The sequence below is a fragment of the Pseudomonas putida genome, from assembly GCF_050990305.1.
Lineage (GTDB): Bacteria > Pseudomonadota > Gammaproteobacteria > Pseudomonadales > Pseudomonadaceae > Aquipseudomonas > Aquipseudomonas putida_AH.
On the sequence record NZ_CP158817.1, the window covers coordinates 3,889,763 to 3,904,698 of the forward strand.

A 14,936-nucleotide genomic window follows, 5' to 3' on the forward strand; every position below is an offset into this window, starting at 1 on the left:
ACTGTTGGCTGTCACACCGTCTTCGCGAGCAGGCTCGCTCCCACAATAGATCATCATTGAATGGGCAGAAATTACGACTTTAGTACTGGTTTTACCGGCCTATCGTCGCATTCCCAACCGGGCACGACTGGCATGTAATGGGCGCATAACGATAAGGATCAATCCCCATGCCGCGTGCCCGACGTCGCCTGCTGCGTCCCACCCTCGCTGCTTTGTCGCTCAGCCTGTGCCTGGCTTGCGCAAACGCGCAAACCCCGCTGTTTTCCCCTGATGGCTATCGCATCGACCTGTACCGCAGCCCGACGCCAGACCTCATGCAAGACGCGACCATCATCGATACCCCCGTCCTGCAAACCCTGCTTGAGCAAAACCCGCCCCCGGTGCTGATCGATGTCTATCGCCGCCAGTGGCTGCAAGGCCGCTTCATCGAAGACCAGCCCCACGAGAACCTGCCCGGCAGTCACTGGTTGGCCAACACTGGCGACGGCGAGCTGACGCCGCAATGGCAGGCGTACTTTGCCGACAACCTGAAAAAGCTGACCGGTGGCGACCCGATGCACCCCCTGGTCTTCTATTGCCGCGCCGACTGCTGGCTGAGCTGGAATGCGGTCAAGCGTGCGGCTCGCCTGGGCTATAAGTCACTGTACTGGTACCGCGATGGCCTGGATGCCTGGCAAGCGGCCAACTTGCCGGTGATGCCGGCCCTGCCCGAACCCTTTCCCTGAGCTTTACGCCTGCGTGTTGTTGCCACACCATAATCAAAATAATGAGGTGAAAGGCTATGTACAAAATTCTGATTGCCGACGATCACCCGCTGTTTCGCGAAGCCATACACAACGTCATCAGCGATGGTTTTGCCGGCAGCGAGGTGATGGAAACCGCCGACCTCGACAGCGCCCTGGCACTGACCCAAGAGCACGATGACCTGGACCTGATCCTGCTCGACCTGAACATGCCCGGCATGCACGGGCTCAATGGCCTGATCAACCTGCGCAACGAAGCGCCGACCATTCCAGTGGTGATTGTCTCCGCCGAGCAGGACAAACAAATCGTCCTGCAGGCCATCACTTATGGTGCAGTGGGTTTCATCACCAAATCTTCGCCCCGTGCACAAATGACCGATGCCATTCAGCAGATCCTCAACGGCAACGTCTACCTGCCACCCGACATCATCCGCACGGCCAAAAGCAGCACCCACCGACGGATGAACGACACCCCCAGCTTCCCGCCCGAACTGCTCCAGGCCCTGACCCGCAAGCAGTTGCAGGTGCTCGAACGCATGACCAAGGGCGAATCGAACAAACAGATCGCCTACAGCCTGGAAATCGCCGAAACCACGGTCAAGGCCCATGTCTCGGCGATCCTGCGCAAACTCAACGTGCACAACCGCGTGCAGGCGATCCTGAGTGCCGGGGATATTGATTTCGGGTCCTATCTACGGCGTTGAGGGTTGCCTGCAAACCGTGTTGCCGTCTTCGCGAGCAGGCTCGCTCCCACAAGGACAGCGCAGTACCTGTGGGAGCGAGCCTGCTCGCGAAGAGGCCGGCACAAACGGCGCAAATTTCAGGGTCTGGTGAGTAAATGACTCATCGCCGTCTTCAGTTTCATCGGCCGTACCGGCTTGTGCATCAGGGTATGGCCCAGTTCGCGGATCTGCTGTTTGAGCTCGTTGCTGTAATTGGCCGTGATCATCATTACCGCAATTGCACTGGCGCGCCGGGCATTGATCCGGGCCACGGCATCGACGCCGTTACGGTCGTTGTCGAGGTGGTAATCGGCAATCAGTAAATCCGCCTCGGCGTGGAAATTGTCCACCTGCCGCGCCAGGTCGTCCTCCGACAACGCCGTCACCACCCGACAGCCCCAGCCTTCGAGCAACGTACGCATACCGGCGCAAATGGTCGCGTCGTTGTCCAGCACCCACACCCGTGCTCCGCGCAGCCGTTCGAGCATCGGCTCACTCATCGGCAGGCTCGGCAAGGGCTTGGGCGCGGTGGCGCTCAGGGGCACCTCCACCGAGAACATCGAACCCTTGCCCGGCCATGAACGCACATCGATGCGGTGCCCGAGAATGCTGGCGATTTTCTCGACGATCGCCAGGCCCAGGCCCAAACCACGATCCTGGTCCGGACGCTGCACCTCCCCGCGCTTGAACTCCTGAAAAATCTCTTCCAGACGATTGTCCTCAATGCCCATGCCGCTGTCCCAAACCTGAATCGACAGGCGCTGGCGATGGCGCCGGCAACCGAGGATCACGCGACCACTACAGGTGTAGCGAATGGCATTGCTCAATAAATTACGCAGGATCCGCGCCAGCAACTGAATGTCGCTGCGCACCAGTGCCGAGCAGGCAATGAAATGCAATTGCAGACCTTCGCTGCGTGCCACCTGGGTGTACTCGGCGGCGAGATTTTCCAGCAACTCGCTCAAGGCGAATGGCGCGATGTCGGCCTTGATCACCCCGGCATCGAGCTTGGAAATATCCACCAGCGTACCCAACAGGGTCTCCACGTCGTCCAAGGAATTGCTGACATTACGCACCAGGCTTTCGTTGGCGATCGGCTCGCGGCGCTCCAGCAAGGCACTGGTGAACAGTCTCGCGGCGTTCAACGGTTGCAGCAGGTCGTGGCTGACGGCGGCGAGAAACTTGGTCTTCGACAGGTTGGCCTGCTCCGCTTCCCGCTTGGCCTCGCGCAAGCGTGATTCGACACGGCGACGCTCATCGATTTCCCGCAGCAACTGGCCATTGAGGTCAGTCAGTTCGGTGGTGCGTTCGCGGACTCGCAGTTCGAGGTTCTGATACGCCTGGTGCAGCGCCTCGGCGGTGCGACGGCGCTCGGTAATGTCGCGGATCAACACGAAGATCCCCACCACTTCACCGTTGGCCAGGCGATTGGGCACATAGGAGCGCAACATGTAGCGCTCCTGGTTGTTGACGTTGGTTTCGGCGAATTCGAAGGTCACGCTCTCCCCGGCCAATGCCCTGGCCACGTAGGACTCCAGACGCTGGTAGTGCTGTTCGCTGTGCACTTCGCGCAGGCTCTGGCCGAGCATCACGCCGCGCGGCCAGCAGTACCATTCTTCGTAGACCTTGTTGGTGAACTCGTAAACCAGATCGGCGTTGAGGTAGGCAATCAATGCCGGCACGTGGTCGGTGATCAGGCGAATCCAGCGTTCGCTTTCACTCAGGGCTTCGGCGTGCTGGTAGCGCTCAGTGATGTCGGTGAAGGTATTGACGAAGCCTCCAGTGGGCAGCGGATGCGTGCGGATTTCCAGGACCCGGCCATCGCACAGGCGTTGTTCGCACTCCTGCACGGGACGCCCGTTGGCACCACGGCTGGCCGGGGTCAGCAGGGTCAATTCACTGTCGGCGATCACGTCGGCAAACGGGCGATGAGCGGCCACCGGAGCCAGGCCACTGAGTTCAAGGAACCGCCGGTTCCACAGTTCCAGAACACCCTCGGCGTTGACCATGGCCACCCCTTGGGACAGGTTGTCGACCGCCCGCTGCAAGAGGTGTGATTTCTGCGCCACCGCCTGCTCGCGGCGCACGGTTTCGCTGAGTTTGACATCGGTGATGTCGGTGAACAGGATCACCCGCCCGCCTTCCTGGGTCGGCCGCTCGCTGACTTGTAGCCAGCGCCCGTCCTGCAAGCGGAACAGCAGGTTGTCGTCGCCAGGCCCGTGGGATTCTTCGGTAAACAGCCCATTGCTCAGCATCAAGCGCTTGACCTCGCTCAGGCGCATGCCGGCGTTGATGCGCACCCGGCTGTTGCGCCAGAACGCCTTGAAACGACTGTTGAACAGGACAATGCGCTGCTCGGCATCGAACAGCACGAAGGCATCGGAAATGCTCTCGATGGCATCGATCAAGTGTTGATGGGCGGTTTCGGCGCGCAGGCGGGCTTCGCTGAGCAAATAGTTGCCGGCCTTGAGTTCGGCCATGGCCTGATTCAAGGCATCGGTGCGCTCGCGCACCTGCTCGGCCAACACCACCGAATGCTGGAACGCCGCATAGGGATCGTTGCCACGGGTGATGCCGGACTCGATGCGCTCGATCAACGCCGCATTGATCCGCTGCAATTTCTGGTTGTCGTGTTGCAGGCCTGCAATCTGCGCCTGAAGGTCAACGCTTGCCGAGGGACCGTCCCCGGGCAATGGCAACGCCGGTGAAGGTCTGGTTGATGTGCGTGCCATTGAACTGTTCTCCGTAGGTGTTGAAACCCATCACCTGCTGCTCGCGCAAGAAGCTGCCGATTTGCTCCAGGCTGCCGTCGTCTTCCAGCTCCAGGCGCCGCAGGAAACAGTCACAGCCGATGGTCAGCAACAAATCGCCGAGGCGTTCCTGCAAGCCGCTGAACAGGTTTTGCAGGTTCGGCAACAAGGGGCCCGGGGTCATGGCGGTGAGGACGATGCCGTTCTCCACGGCGCAGTAAAAACTCAGGCTCAGGTCCGGGTGAACCTGCTGTATCGCGCGCACGTAATATTGCTCGTTGAAGCGAACCGCCAACGGGTGCGCGGCGAAGACCCGGTGGTCCAGCTCGGCCACCGGCACGCCAATGTGCCGGGCGTACTCGGCGGCGGCAGGTTCGGCATTGAGTTCGAAGACCCGTCGCGAGGCGCTGTCGGCTCCGGTGACCACCAGTTTTTCCGCCCGGGGCTGCATGTGGTGGGTGGTGAAGACTTCGAAGTCCAACCACGTATTGACCAGCACCACCACCGCCGCGCCGCTGTGAAACCCGCCGTCGAAATACACGTGGGTGTGGGTCAGGTAGTTGTCGTCACCGGCCGAGCCGCCGAAATGCGGAATGTCGCCCAGCGCCGCGCTCAAGGCCGCCAGGACCGTTTCCTCCCGGCTGGACAGCCCATCGAGCAAGGTCAGGGCAAAGCTGTTGCCCTTGATCGGGGCCAGGGTGTTGCTGCGACACCCACTGACCAGGCGCTCGACCATCTGCTGCGCGTCAATCAGGCTGAAGTGCTCCATTTCGTCGATCAGTTCCAGGGCAATGGAGAAGTGTCGATGATCGAAGCCCACGGCCGTTACGCAGTTGCGCCCATAACCCAGCGGGGTGATCTCCCCGGCGCTGGTGCACCCGGCCAGCCGAATACCGCCGAAACTCTGCTGCAAGGCCGGGCCCAGCGCCCGCAAATCGTACTCGGCGGAACAGAAGAACAGCACAAAGCCCAGATTCGGATGCAGCAACTGCCGCGCCAGTTCCTGGGCCACCTGCTGGGCATCGGTGGCCAGGGACATTGCACTGACGATTCCTTCGCTCTGGACCTGCGCCATCGTCGCCCCCCGCAGGTGCGTGTGTATGAAGTGCGAGTGTACGAAGGCTGTGGATCGGGACGTATGCTACTTGGGTAGCGGTCAGGCGCTTCGATGGGATGAGAGGGCTGTACGCAGGACTCACATAAAACCGCGTTCCCCTGTAGGAGCGAGGCTTGCCCGCGAAGGCGGCGGTACATTCGACATCAGTGCTGACTGCCCTGACGTCTTCGCGGGCAAGCCTCGCTCCTACAGGGGATTTGCGTTTTACCAGGTCAACACCGCCCCCACCGCAAAGGTATCGGTGTCTTCATTCTGGTCGCTGGTGTCGTGGCCGTTGATTTGGAACTGGTTGTATTCGGCCACCAGTTTGAGGTTGTCATTCACGTCATGGAACAGTGCAATGCCGCGGGTTTCATAGTCCGCACCGCTGCCGACCACGCCGTTGCCATCGTCATTGGTCTTGCCGTAGGACAGCGCCAGCCGGTTCTTGCCCAGTTTGTAGGAGCCCTGCAACAGGTACCCATCACTGTCGACATTGCGCAGGGTCGGCTCGCCTGCGTTGTTAGTGAAAAACGGGTTGATGCCCTTGGCCTGGAAACCGGACCCGGTCAGGGACACGCCGCCCATTTTTGCCTGCACGCCATACCCCACGCCTTTGGACGTCACGGTCTCCACGCTTGAATCGGTATTGTCCGACGTCTGGTAGCTGCCATTGACCCAGCTGTAGATCTTCGCCCCGGCGACGTCGAACTGGTAGGTGATCTCGCTTTCGGTGCGCGGATTTTCCTGATAGGCCTTGCCGGTCGGACTGCTGTCATTGGTGTCCACCGGGTCCATGATCCCTACGGCCACGCGCAAACCGTCCATCACCGGGGTGCGGTAGGTGATTTGCGAAGTCGGGAAGGGATACGGATAACCGGTGCCGATGTTGCCGAACGACACCCCACCGCCATCCACCAGCCCCAGGGTATCGCTGACTTGGCCGTAACCGGCGAGCAGTTCGTCGAGCAGGATGTTGGAGCGGGCAAACAGGCCGAAGTCCTTGCCGATCAATACTTCACCCCACTGCGGGTTGGCGACGGTGCCGTAGAACTGCCGCACATCGATGGCGGTGTCAGTGCCGTTGGTTTGACTGTCGTTGATGGTCACCCAGAACGAGGCACGGGCACCGAGCGTGAGGTCATCGACCTGCTTGCCCATGTTGAAACCCAGGTAGTTGGGCAGAAAACCCATTTTCACCCGTGACTGGCGGCGGTCGAACTGATCGCCGGCACGGTCGACATCACTGTTCACATAGAAGGCGTTGATGTAGCCGTCGGTGGAGAACGTGGTCTGGTCCTTGTCGTACAGCATGATCTCGGCCTCGGCCAAGGAGCTCAGGCAAAGGGAGGACAGGCTGGCGACGAAGGCCGGCAGGAAACGATGCGTGAAGTTCTTATTGTTGTGCATGGCGCGCTCCGCGACTGGGGACGAGATGTCGGGGGCGATTATCGAAAGCTGACAGGCGGCGCCATACGCTGCCTTGGAGGCGGTTTTCAGGTGCTTTGGAGGGGCCGGTGATGGGCGACAGTTACGGTGTAAGACCGCGTGTCTGGGGGGCTCGCCACCAAGGGCGTAAGCCTGCCGGCGGATAGACCTGTAGGAGCTGCCGCAGGCTGCGATCTTTTGATCTCGTTTTTAAAAGATCGCAGCCTCGTTGCACTCGACAGCTCCTACATGGGCTCCATGAGCGGTTCGATGACGTTGTTCTCAGAGCGCTGCCTTGAGCAGCATATAGGCCGCAACCACCAGGCAGACGCTGGCAAACCCCACCTGCAACGCCCGCGCCGGCACCCGCGCGCAGAGTTTGCGGCCGACGATCATGCCGACGATGCTGGCGACGATGAACGCCACGCCCAGGCCATCGATGCGAACCCCGGCGTGGAAGGCGCCGACCACGCCGATGGCCGAGATCAGGCTGATCACCATCAGCGACGTCGCGATGATCCCGCGCATTTGCACATCGGTCAGTTGCTTGAACGCCGGCACGATCAGAAAGCCGCCCCCCACGCCAAGCAGCCCCGACACCACACCGGTCACCGCACCGAGCGCCGCCAGGGTCGCAGTGCATTTGGCGGTCCAGGAAAAACGTCCGGTCTGTTGATCGAGCATGCAGTTCTTCTGGCCCCAGTTGGCGTGGCCGTGATCACTGGGTCCCGCGTCCTTGCGCTCACGGCGCAACATGCGAGTGGCCACCATGACCATCAGCAGGCTGAACAGGATCATCAGGATTTTTTCCGGCATCTGATGGGCAAAGTAGATGCCCACCGGCGAAAACACCGCACCGAGTGCCGCAATCAACAACGCCGCGCGATAGCGCACCAGCCCATGGCGCAAGCCATCGATGGCACCCACCGCCGCCGCGCTACCCACCGCAAACAACGCCACCGGAGCGGCCTGGGTCATGCTCCAGCCCAAGCCCAACACCAGGGCCGGTACCGCAAGGATACCGCCGCCGGCGCCCGTCAAGCCGAGCACCAGCCCCATCACTACGCCAAACAGACTTGCCAGCAACATAGGAAGTACTCAGTCGACCCTGGATACACGCGTCAGCCATTCACGGCCCTTGAGCATACCGTTCCAATAGAACCACGGTAGCAGTGTTGCCTTCAGCCACCACGCCGAGCGGCGCGGGGTCGTCGGGTCAAGGGGAAAGGTCGCAAGCAATTTGCCCCCGTAACCGAACTCGGCGAGGATCACTTTGCCCTTCTCCACCGTCAGCGGACAGGAACCATAACCGTCGTACTTCAGCGGCAGCGCTTGTTGCTTGCGCAAGGCCAGCAGGTTTTCGGCCACCACCACGATTTGCTTGCGCACCGCCGCTGCGGTTTTTGCGTTCGTGGTGCCGCAGATATCGCCCAGCGCGAAGACGTCGGGATAACGTGGATGCTGCAGGCTATGCGGATCGACCTCGCACCAGCCAGCGGCATCTGCCAGCGGGCTTTGGGCGATGAAATCCGGGGACACCTGAGGCGGTACGACATGCAGCAGGTCAAAGGTTTTTGCCTGACGGGTGACGTTGCCATCGGCATCCCTGACATCGAACCACGCGGTTTTCGCCGGGCCGTCGACCTTGACCAGATTGGAGTTGAACGCCAACCGGGCCTTGTATTTCTCGATGTACTTCATCAGCGGCGGGACAAACGTCGCCACGCCAAACAGCGCTGCGCCAGCCAGATTGAATTCGACATCAATGTTGTTGAGCACACCGCTCCTGTTCCAGTGATCGCAGGACAGGTACAGCGCCTTTTGTGGCGCGCCCGCACATTTGATCGGCATGGCCGGTTGAGTGAACAGCACCTTGCCGCCGCGCAATTTCTGCACCTGATCCCAGGTGTAGGGTGCGTGCTGATAGCTGTAATTGGAGGTCACGCCATGCTGGCCAAGGGTTTGCTGCAACCCTTCGATTTTTTCCCAGGCCAGGCGCAGGCCGGGGCAGACGACCAGATTGAGGTAGCTGACCGTGCGTGCATCGCTGAGGGTGAGTTGGCGGTTGTCGGGATCGATGCCCGTCACAGAGGCCTGCAGCCAATTAGCCCCGCGCGGCATCACCGACGCTGTCGGCCGCACGGTGTTTTCCACGTTGAAGGCACCACCGCCAACCAGCGTCCAGGCCGGCTGATAGAAGTGCCGGGGGTCGGGTTCGATCACGGTGACGTTCAGCTGCGGGCTACGCTTGAGCAAGCTGGCGGCAAAGCCGATGCCTGCCGTGCCACCGCCGATGACCACGATATCTGCACTGATGGATGGGCCCCAGTGTTGATCGTTCATTACTAGTTCCTTATTGCGGCACGCAAGATTTTTCTAGTCAACACACAAAACCAATGTAGGAGCGAGCCTGATCGCGAAGGTGGCGGGTCAGTCGATAAAGACGTCGACTGACACTACGCTTTCGCGAGCAGGCTCGCTCCCACATTGGACGAGTGCACCGGCTGGCATTTAGGGTTGAACCCAGCTTTTGAGCACGGCCCCGCAGTACAGCCCGGAGAGGGTTTTCATCACCTGGATCACTTCATGACTGGCGAGACCGTAAAAAATGTACTTGCCTTCACGACGGGTGGCGACCAGCCCTTCATCGCGCAGGATGCCCAATTGCTGGGACAGGCTCGGTTGGCGCACGCCGGTCATTTTTTCCAGCTCGCCTACGTTGCGCTCACCCTGGGTCAACTGGCACAGGATCAATAGGCGATCCTCATTGGCCAGCGCCTTGAGCAGCGCACAGGCCTTGGAGGCCGAGGCGCGCAGTTGAGCGACTTCACATTCGGTCAGACTGGATTGCATTTGCAGGATGCCTTCAACGTCACTTAAGCTATAAACATTATGTTTAAACATATAATGTTGCAACCCATGATCGACATTTCGTCCTCTTGCTCAGGTTCATGTCCATGCCTGCCCTGATTGAAGCCTTCTTCGACGACGCCTCCTCCACTTACAGCTACGTGATTTACGAAGCCGATGGCGGACAATGCGCGATCGTCGACCCAGTGCTCGGCTACAACCCCGCCGCCGGGCGAACCGCCACCGTGCAGGCCGACCGGATCATTGACTTCGTGCGCCAGCACCGTCTGCAAGTGCAATGGCTGCTGGAAACCCATGCCCACGCCGATCACCTGTCCGCGGCGCCCTACCTGCGCCAGGTACTGGGCGGCAAGATCGCTATCGGCCAATCGATCTGCAAGGTGCAGAACGTGTTCAAGGCCCTGTTCAATCTTGAACCGGCGTTTTGCGTTGACGGTTCACAGTTCGATCACCTGTTCGCCCCCGACGAGTCATTCATGATCGGCCAGCTCAAGGCGACCGCCTTGCACGTCCCCGGCCACACCCCGGCGGACATGGCCTACCTGATCGACGGCGATGTGATTCTGGTCGGCGACACCATGTTCATGCCGGATGTGGGCACCGCGCGCTGCGACTTTCCCGGCGGCGACGCCCACCAGATGTTCGCCTCCATCCAGAAACTGCTGGCCTTCCCCGCCAGCGTGCGTCTGTACGTCTGCCACGACTACCCGCCCGAGGGCCGTGAACCTTGCTGCAGGACCACGGTGGGCGAACAACGCAAAGGCAATATCCACGTGCGTGACGGCATCGACGAAGCAGCGTTTGTGTCCATGCGCACGACGCGCGATGCCGGATTGGGCATGCCGACGCTGCTGTTGCCGGCGATCCAGGTCAACGTGCGGGCCGGGAATCTACCGCCGGCGGAGGACAACGGCGTGACCTACCTCAAGATCCCCCTCAATAAATTCTGATCCTGTAGGAGCGAGCATGCTCGCGATGGCGGACTGTCAGTCAACATTGTTGTTGAATCTGATGGCCCAATCGCGAGCATGCTCGCTCCTACAGGGTTACATGATCGTTCCCAGGGTTTGGGGTATTTCAGATATCCAGCGTCAACCCATTGGCCGGCAACGGCAGCGCGGTCTTGTAGCGCACCTGCTTGAGCGCAAAGCTGGAACGGATATTGGCAACGCCAGGGACTTTGGTGAGGAAGTCCATCATGAAGCGCTCCAGCGACTGGATGCTCGGCACCAACACCCGGATCAGGTAGTCCGGGTCGCCCGCCATCAGGTAGCACTCCATCACTTCCGGACGATCGGAAATCGCCTCCTCGAAATGCTGCAACGCCCTCTCCACCTGCTTCTCAAGGCTGACGTGGATGAACACATTCACATGCAACCCCAGCAGGTCAGCATCCAGCAGCGTCACTTGCTCGCGAATCACCCCCAGCTCTTCCAACGCCTTGACCCGGTTAAAGCACGGCGTCGGTGACAGGTTGACCGAGCGCGCCAGGTCAGCGTTGGTGATGCGTGCGTTCTCCTGAAGGCTGTTGAGAATGCCGATGTCGGTACGGTCCAGTTTGCGCATGAGACAAAACCACCTGTTTATTTTCTTTATGCAGATTTTTTATCTCTAAATAACCTTTAGTGCAACGAAACAGAGAGAAATATTCTTCTTGGCCGGGCCTATGATTGTTGTAGGACAAGATTTCATTTACCGAATGAAATCTGTCAGCTCACTACAAGAAATTCACAAGATCGAGCGTAGAAGCCATGACCCAAGCGTATGAACCGCTGCGCCTGCACGTCCCGGAACCCTCGGGCCGTCCCGGCTGTAAAACCGACTTCTCCTACCTGCACCTGACCGACGCCGGCACGGTGCGCAAACCCCCAATCGACGTAGAACCGGCCGACACAGCCGACCTGGCCCGCGGCCTGATTCGCGTGCTCGACGATCAGGGCAATGCCCTGGGTCCATGGGCCGAAGGCGTACCGGTCGAGATCCTGCGCAAAGGCATGCGCGCCATGCTCAAGACGCGGATCTACGACAACCGCATGGTGGTCGCCCAGCGTCAGAAAAAAATGTCGTTCTACATGCAAAGCCTTGGCGAAGAAGCCATCGGCAGCGCCCAAGCCCTGGCGTTGAACATCGACGACATGTGCTTCCCCACCTATCGCCAGCAAAGCATCCTGATGGCCCGCGACGTGCCGCTGGTCGACCTGATCTGCCAACTGCTGTCCAACGAGCGCGATCCGCTCAAGGGACGCCAACTGCCGATCATGTACTCGGTCAAGGACGCCGGCTTCTTCACCATCTCCGGCAACCTCGCCACCCAATTCGTACAAGCCGTCGGCTGGGGCATGGCGTCGGCGATCAAGGGCGATACCAAGATCGCCTCGGCCTGGATCGGCGACGGCGCCACTGCCGAGTCGGACTTCCACACCGCCCTGACCTTCGCCCACGTCTACCGCGCGCCGGTGATCCTCAACGTGGTCAACAACCAGTGGGCCATCTCCACCTTCCAGGCGATTGCCGGGGGTGAAGCCACCACCTTCGCCGGTCGTGGTGTCGGTTGCGGCATTGCCTCCCTGCGGGTCGATGGCAACGATTTCTACGCGGTTTACGCCGCTTCCGCCTGGGCCGCCGAACGCGCCCGCCGCAACCTCGGCCCGACCATGATCGAATGGGTCACCTACCGCGCCGGCCCGCACTCGACCTCCGACGATCCGTCCAAGTACCGTCCGGCTGACGACTGGAGCCACTTCCCGTTGGGCGATCCGATCGCGCGTCTCAAGCAGCACCTAATCAAGGCCGGTCACTGGTCCGAAGAGGAACATGCCGCCGTCAGCGCTGAGCTTGAGGCCGAAGTGATCGCCGCGCAGAAACAGGCCGAGCAGTACGGCACCCTCGCCGGCGGTCAGATTCCAAGCGCCGCGACCATGTTCGAAGACGTCTACAAAGAGATGCCGGAGCACTTGAAGCGCCAGCGTCAGCAGTTGGGGATCTGACATGAACGACCACAACAACAATATTCAGTTGGACACCGCCATGACCACGACCACCATGACCATGATCCAGGCCCTGCGCTCGGCCATGGATGTGATGCTTGAGCGTGACGACAACGTCGTGGTGTTCGGCCAGGACGTGGGCTACTTCGGTGGTGTGTTCCGTTGCACCGAAGGCCTGCAGACCAAGTACGGCACCTCCCGAGTGTTCGACGCGCCGATTTCCGAAAGCGGCATCGTCGGCACCGCCGTGGGCATGGGCGCTTACGGCCTGCGCCCGGTGGTGGAGATCCAGTTCGCCGACTACGTGTACCCGGCCTACGACCAGATCATTTCCGAAGCCGCCCGCCTGCGTTATCGCTCGGCCGGCGAATTCACCGCGCCCTTGACCCTGCGCATGCCTTGCGGCGGCGGCATCTACGGTGGTCAGACCCACAGCCAGAGCATCGAGGCGCTGTTCACCCAGGTGTGCGGCCTGCGCACCGTGATGCCGTCCAACCCGTACGACGCCAAGGGCCTGCTGATCGCCTCCATCGAAAACGATGACCCGGTGATCTTCCTCGAGCCCAAGCGCCTGTACAACGGCCCGTTCGACGGTCACCACGAGCGCCCGGTAACCCCTTGGTCGAAACACCCCGCCGCCCAGGTGCCGGACGGCTACTACACCGTGCCGCTGGACGTGGCCGCCATCGCCCGTCCGGGCAAGGACGTCACCGTGCTGACCTACGGCACCACCGTGTACGTGTCGCAAGTGGCCGCTGAAGAAAGCGGCGTGGACGCCGAAGTCATCGACCTGCGCAGCCTGTGGCCGCTGGACCTGGAAACCATTACCAAATCGGTGAAGAAAACCGGCCGCTGCGTGATCGTTCACGAAGCCACCCGCACCTGCGGTTTCGGCGCCGAGCTGGCGGCGTTGGTGCAGGAACATTGCTTCCACCACCTGGAAGCGCCGATCGAACGCGTCACCGGTTGGGACACCCCCTACCCGCACGCGCAAGAGTGGGCGTATTTCCCAGGGCCGTCCCGTGTGGGCGCGGCGTTGAAACGGGTCATGGAGGTCTGAATGGGCACGCACGTTATCAAGATGCCGGACATCGGCGAAGGCATCGCAGAAGTTGAATTGTCGGTATGGCACGTGAAGGTCGGCGACATGGTCGTCGAGGATCAGGTACTGGCCGATGTCATGACCGACAAGGCGATGGTGGACATTCCCTCGCCAGTGCACGGCAAGGTCATCGCCCTTGGCGGACAGCCGGGCGAAGTGATGGCGGTCGGCAGTGTGCTGATCAGCATTGAAGTCGAAGGTGCGGGCAACATTAAGGAGTCCGCGGCGCCAGTGGCGGCTGCCGTTAAAGAAGCACCGGCAGTCGCTGCTCCGAAAGTTGAACCGGTCGCTGAGAGCAAGCCCGTGGCGGCTCCTCGCCCGGCAGCCGTGTGCCAAGGCCCGATGGTGGCTCGCGAAGCCGATGAACGCCCGCTGGCCTCCCCGGCAGTACGCAAGCATGCGCTGGATCTCGGTATCCAGCTGCGGTTGGTGCGTGGCACCGGCCCGGCCGGTCGTGTGCTGCACGAAGACCTCGATGCCTATCTGGCCCAGGGCCAGTCCAACGCCTCGTCTGTCAGCAGCGCTTACGCCCAGCGTAACGACGAAGAGCAGATCCCGGTGATCGGCATGCGCCGCAAGATTGCCCAGCGCATGCAGGACGCCACGCAACGCGCCGCTCACTTCAGTTATGTCGAGGAAATCGACGTGACCGCAGTGGAAGAGCTGCGTGCGCACTTGAATGAAAAACACGGCGCAACCCGTGGCAAGCTGACCCTGCTGCCGTTCCTGGTCCGCGCCATGGTCGTCGCCCTGCGCGACTTCCCGCAGATCAACGCCCGTTACGACGACGAAGCCCAGGTCATCACCCGCCTCGGCGCAGTGCATGTGGGCATCGCTACCCAGGCCGATATCGGCTTGATGGTGCCAGTGGTGCGTCATGCCGAGGCTCGTAGCCTGTGGGACAGCGCCGCTGAAATCTCCCGCCTGGCCACCGCTGCACGCAACGGCAAGGCCAGCCGCGATGAGCTATCCGGCTCGTCGATTACGCTGACCAGCCTCGGTGCGTTGGGCGGCATCGTCAGCACTCCGGTGCTGAACCTGCCGGAAGTGGCGATTGTCGGCGTGAACAAGATCGTCGAACGGCCAATGGTGATCAAAGGCCAGATCGTGGTCCGAAAAATGATGAACCTCTCCAGCTCCTTCGATCACCGCGTGGTCGACGGCATGGACGCGGCGCTCTTCATCCAGGCCGTGCGAGGCCTGCTCGAACAACCCGCCACGCTGTTTATGGACTGAT

13 protein-coding genes are annotated in these 14,936 nt (G+C 61.1%); 6 read left to right on the forward strand and 7 right to left on the reverse strand.

What is annotated here, in order from left to right; translation table 11 throughout:
* Positions 1-167 precede the first annotated feature (167 nt).
* Both ABTV22_RS17500 and ABTV22_RS17505 read left to right on the forward strand, forming a co-directional pair.
* On the forward strand, positions 168-725 hold the full coding sequence (locus tag ABTV22_RS17500; protein WP_433735754.1) for a PQQ-dependent catabolism-associated CXXCW motif protein: 558 nt from the start codon (positions 168-170) through the stop codon (positions 723-725).
* A 56-nt stretch (positions 726-781) separates the two neighbouring features.
* Positions 782-1,447: a response regulator gene (locus tag ABTV22_RS17505; RefSeq protein WP_433735755.1), complete on the forward strand. Its 666-nt coding sequence runs from the start codon at positions 782-784 to the stop codon at positions 1,445-1,447.
* Positions 1,448-1,563: 116 nt separating this feature from the next.
* Here the strand turns inward: ABTV22_RS17505 and nahK are convergent, their stop codons facing one another.
* From nahK to ABTV22_RS17535, 6 genes are all read right to left on the reverse strand, one after another.
* Complete coding sequence (gene nahK, locus ABTV22_RS17510; protein WP_433735756.1) at positions 1,564-4,197, reverse strand: hybrid sensor histidine kinase/response regulator NahK/ErcS'; 2,634 nt, start codon at positions 4,195-4,197, stop codon at positions 1,564-1,566.
* Complete coding sequence (nosP, locus tag ABTV22_RS17515; RefSeq protein ID WP_433735757.1) at positions 4,127-5,290, reverse strand: nitric oxide-sensing protein NosP; 1,164 nt, start codon at positions 5,288-5,290, stop codon at positions 4,127-4,129. The genes nahK and nosP overlap by 71 nt, the downstream gene beginning before the upstream one ends.
* Positions 5,291-5,536: 246 nt before the next feature.
* Positions 5,537-6,721, reverse strand: a complete 1,185-nt coding sequence (locus tag ABTV22_RS17520; protein ID WP_433735758.1) for a porin — start codon at positions 6,719-6,721, stop codon at positions 5,537-5,539.
* A gap of 300 nt (positions 6,722-7,021) precedes the next feature.
* Entirely contained in the window at positions 7,022-7,828 is an 807-nt protein-coding gene (locus ABTV22_RS17525) for a sulfite exporter TauE/SafE family protein (protein WP_433735759.1), read from the reverse strand.
* Positions 7,829-7,837: 9 nt separating this feature from the next.
* Complete coding sequence (locus ABTV22_RS17530; RefSeq protein WP_433735760.1) at positions 7,838-9,082, reverse strand: FAD-dependent oxidoreductase; 1,245 nt, start codon at positions 9,080-9,082, stop codon at positions 7,838-7,840.
* Between the two features lie 168 nt (positions 9,083-9,250).
* Positions 9,251-9,592, reverse strand: coding sequence for an ArsR/SmtB family transcription factor (locus ABTV22_RS17535; protein ID WP_433735761.1), 342 nt, complete (start codon positions 9,590-9,592; stop codon positions 9,251-9,253).
* Between the two features lie 104 nt (positions 9,593-9,696).
* Here ABTV22_RS17535 and ABTV22_RS17540 point away from each other — a divergent pair, with 104 nt between their 5' ends.
* The gene (locus ABTV22_RS17540) at positions 9,697-10,560 is read left to right on the forward strand and encodes an MBL fold metallo-hydrolase (RefSeq protein WP_433735762.1); all 864 of its coding nucleotides are present in this window, start codon (positions 9,697-9,699) and stop codon (positions 10,558-10,560) included.
* A 127-nt stretch (positions 10,561-10,687) separates the two neighbouring features.
* On the opposite strand, the gene bkdR is transcribed toward ABTV22_RS17540, so the two are convergent.
* Positions 10,688-11,176 carry a Bkd operon transcriptional regulator BkdR gene (gene bkdR, locus ABTV22_RS17545; RefSeq protein WP_433735763.1) on the reverse strand — a complete coding sequence of 163 codons (489 nt, stop codon included), beginning with the start codon at positions 11,174-11,176 and terminating at the stop codon, positions 10,688-10,690.
* A 185-nt stretch (positions 11,177-11,361) separates the two neighbouring features.
* On the opposite strand from bkdR, the gene ABTV22_RS17550 reads away from it, so the two are divergent.
* Genes ABTV22_RS17550 through ABTV22_RS17560 form a run of 3 tightly spaced genes read left to right on the forward strand, consistent with a single transcriptional unit; the run spans position 11,362 to position 14,935 of the window.
* Positions 11,362-12,597, forward strand: a complete 1,236-nt coding sequence (locus ABTV22_RS17550; RefSeq protein ID WP_433735764.1) for a 3-methyl-2-oxobutanoate dehydrogenase (2-methylpropanoyl-transferring) subunit alpha — start codon at positions 11,362-11,364, stop codon at positions 12,595-12,597.
* Position 12,598: 1 nt separating this feature from the next.
* Entirely contained in the window at positions 12,599-13,657 is a 1,059-nt protein-coding gene (locus ABTV22_RS17555) for an alpha-ketoacid dehydrogenase subunit beta (RefSeq protein WP_433735765.1), read from the forward strand.
* On the forward strand, positions 13,658-14,935 hold the full coding sequence (locus ABTV22_RS17560; RefSeq protein ID WP_433735766.1) for a dihydrolipoamide acetyltransferase family protein: 1,278 nt from the start codon (positions 13,658-13,660) through the stop codon (positions 14,933-14,935).
* Position 14,936 lies beyond the last annotated feature (1 nt).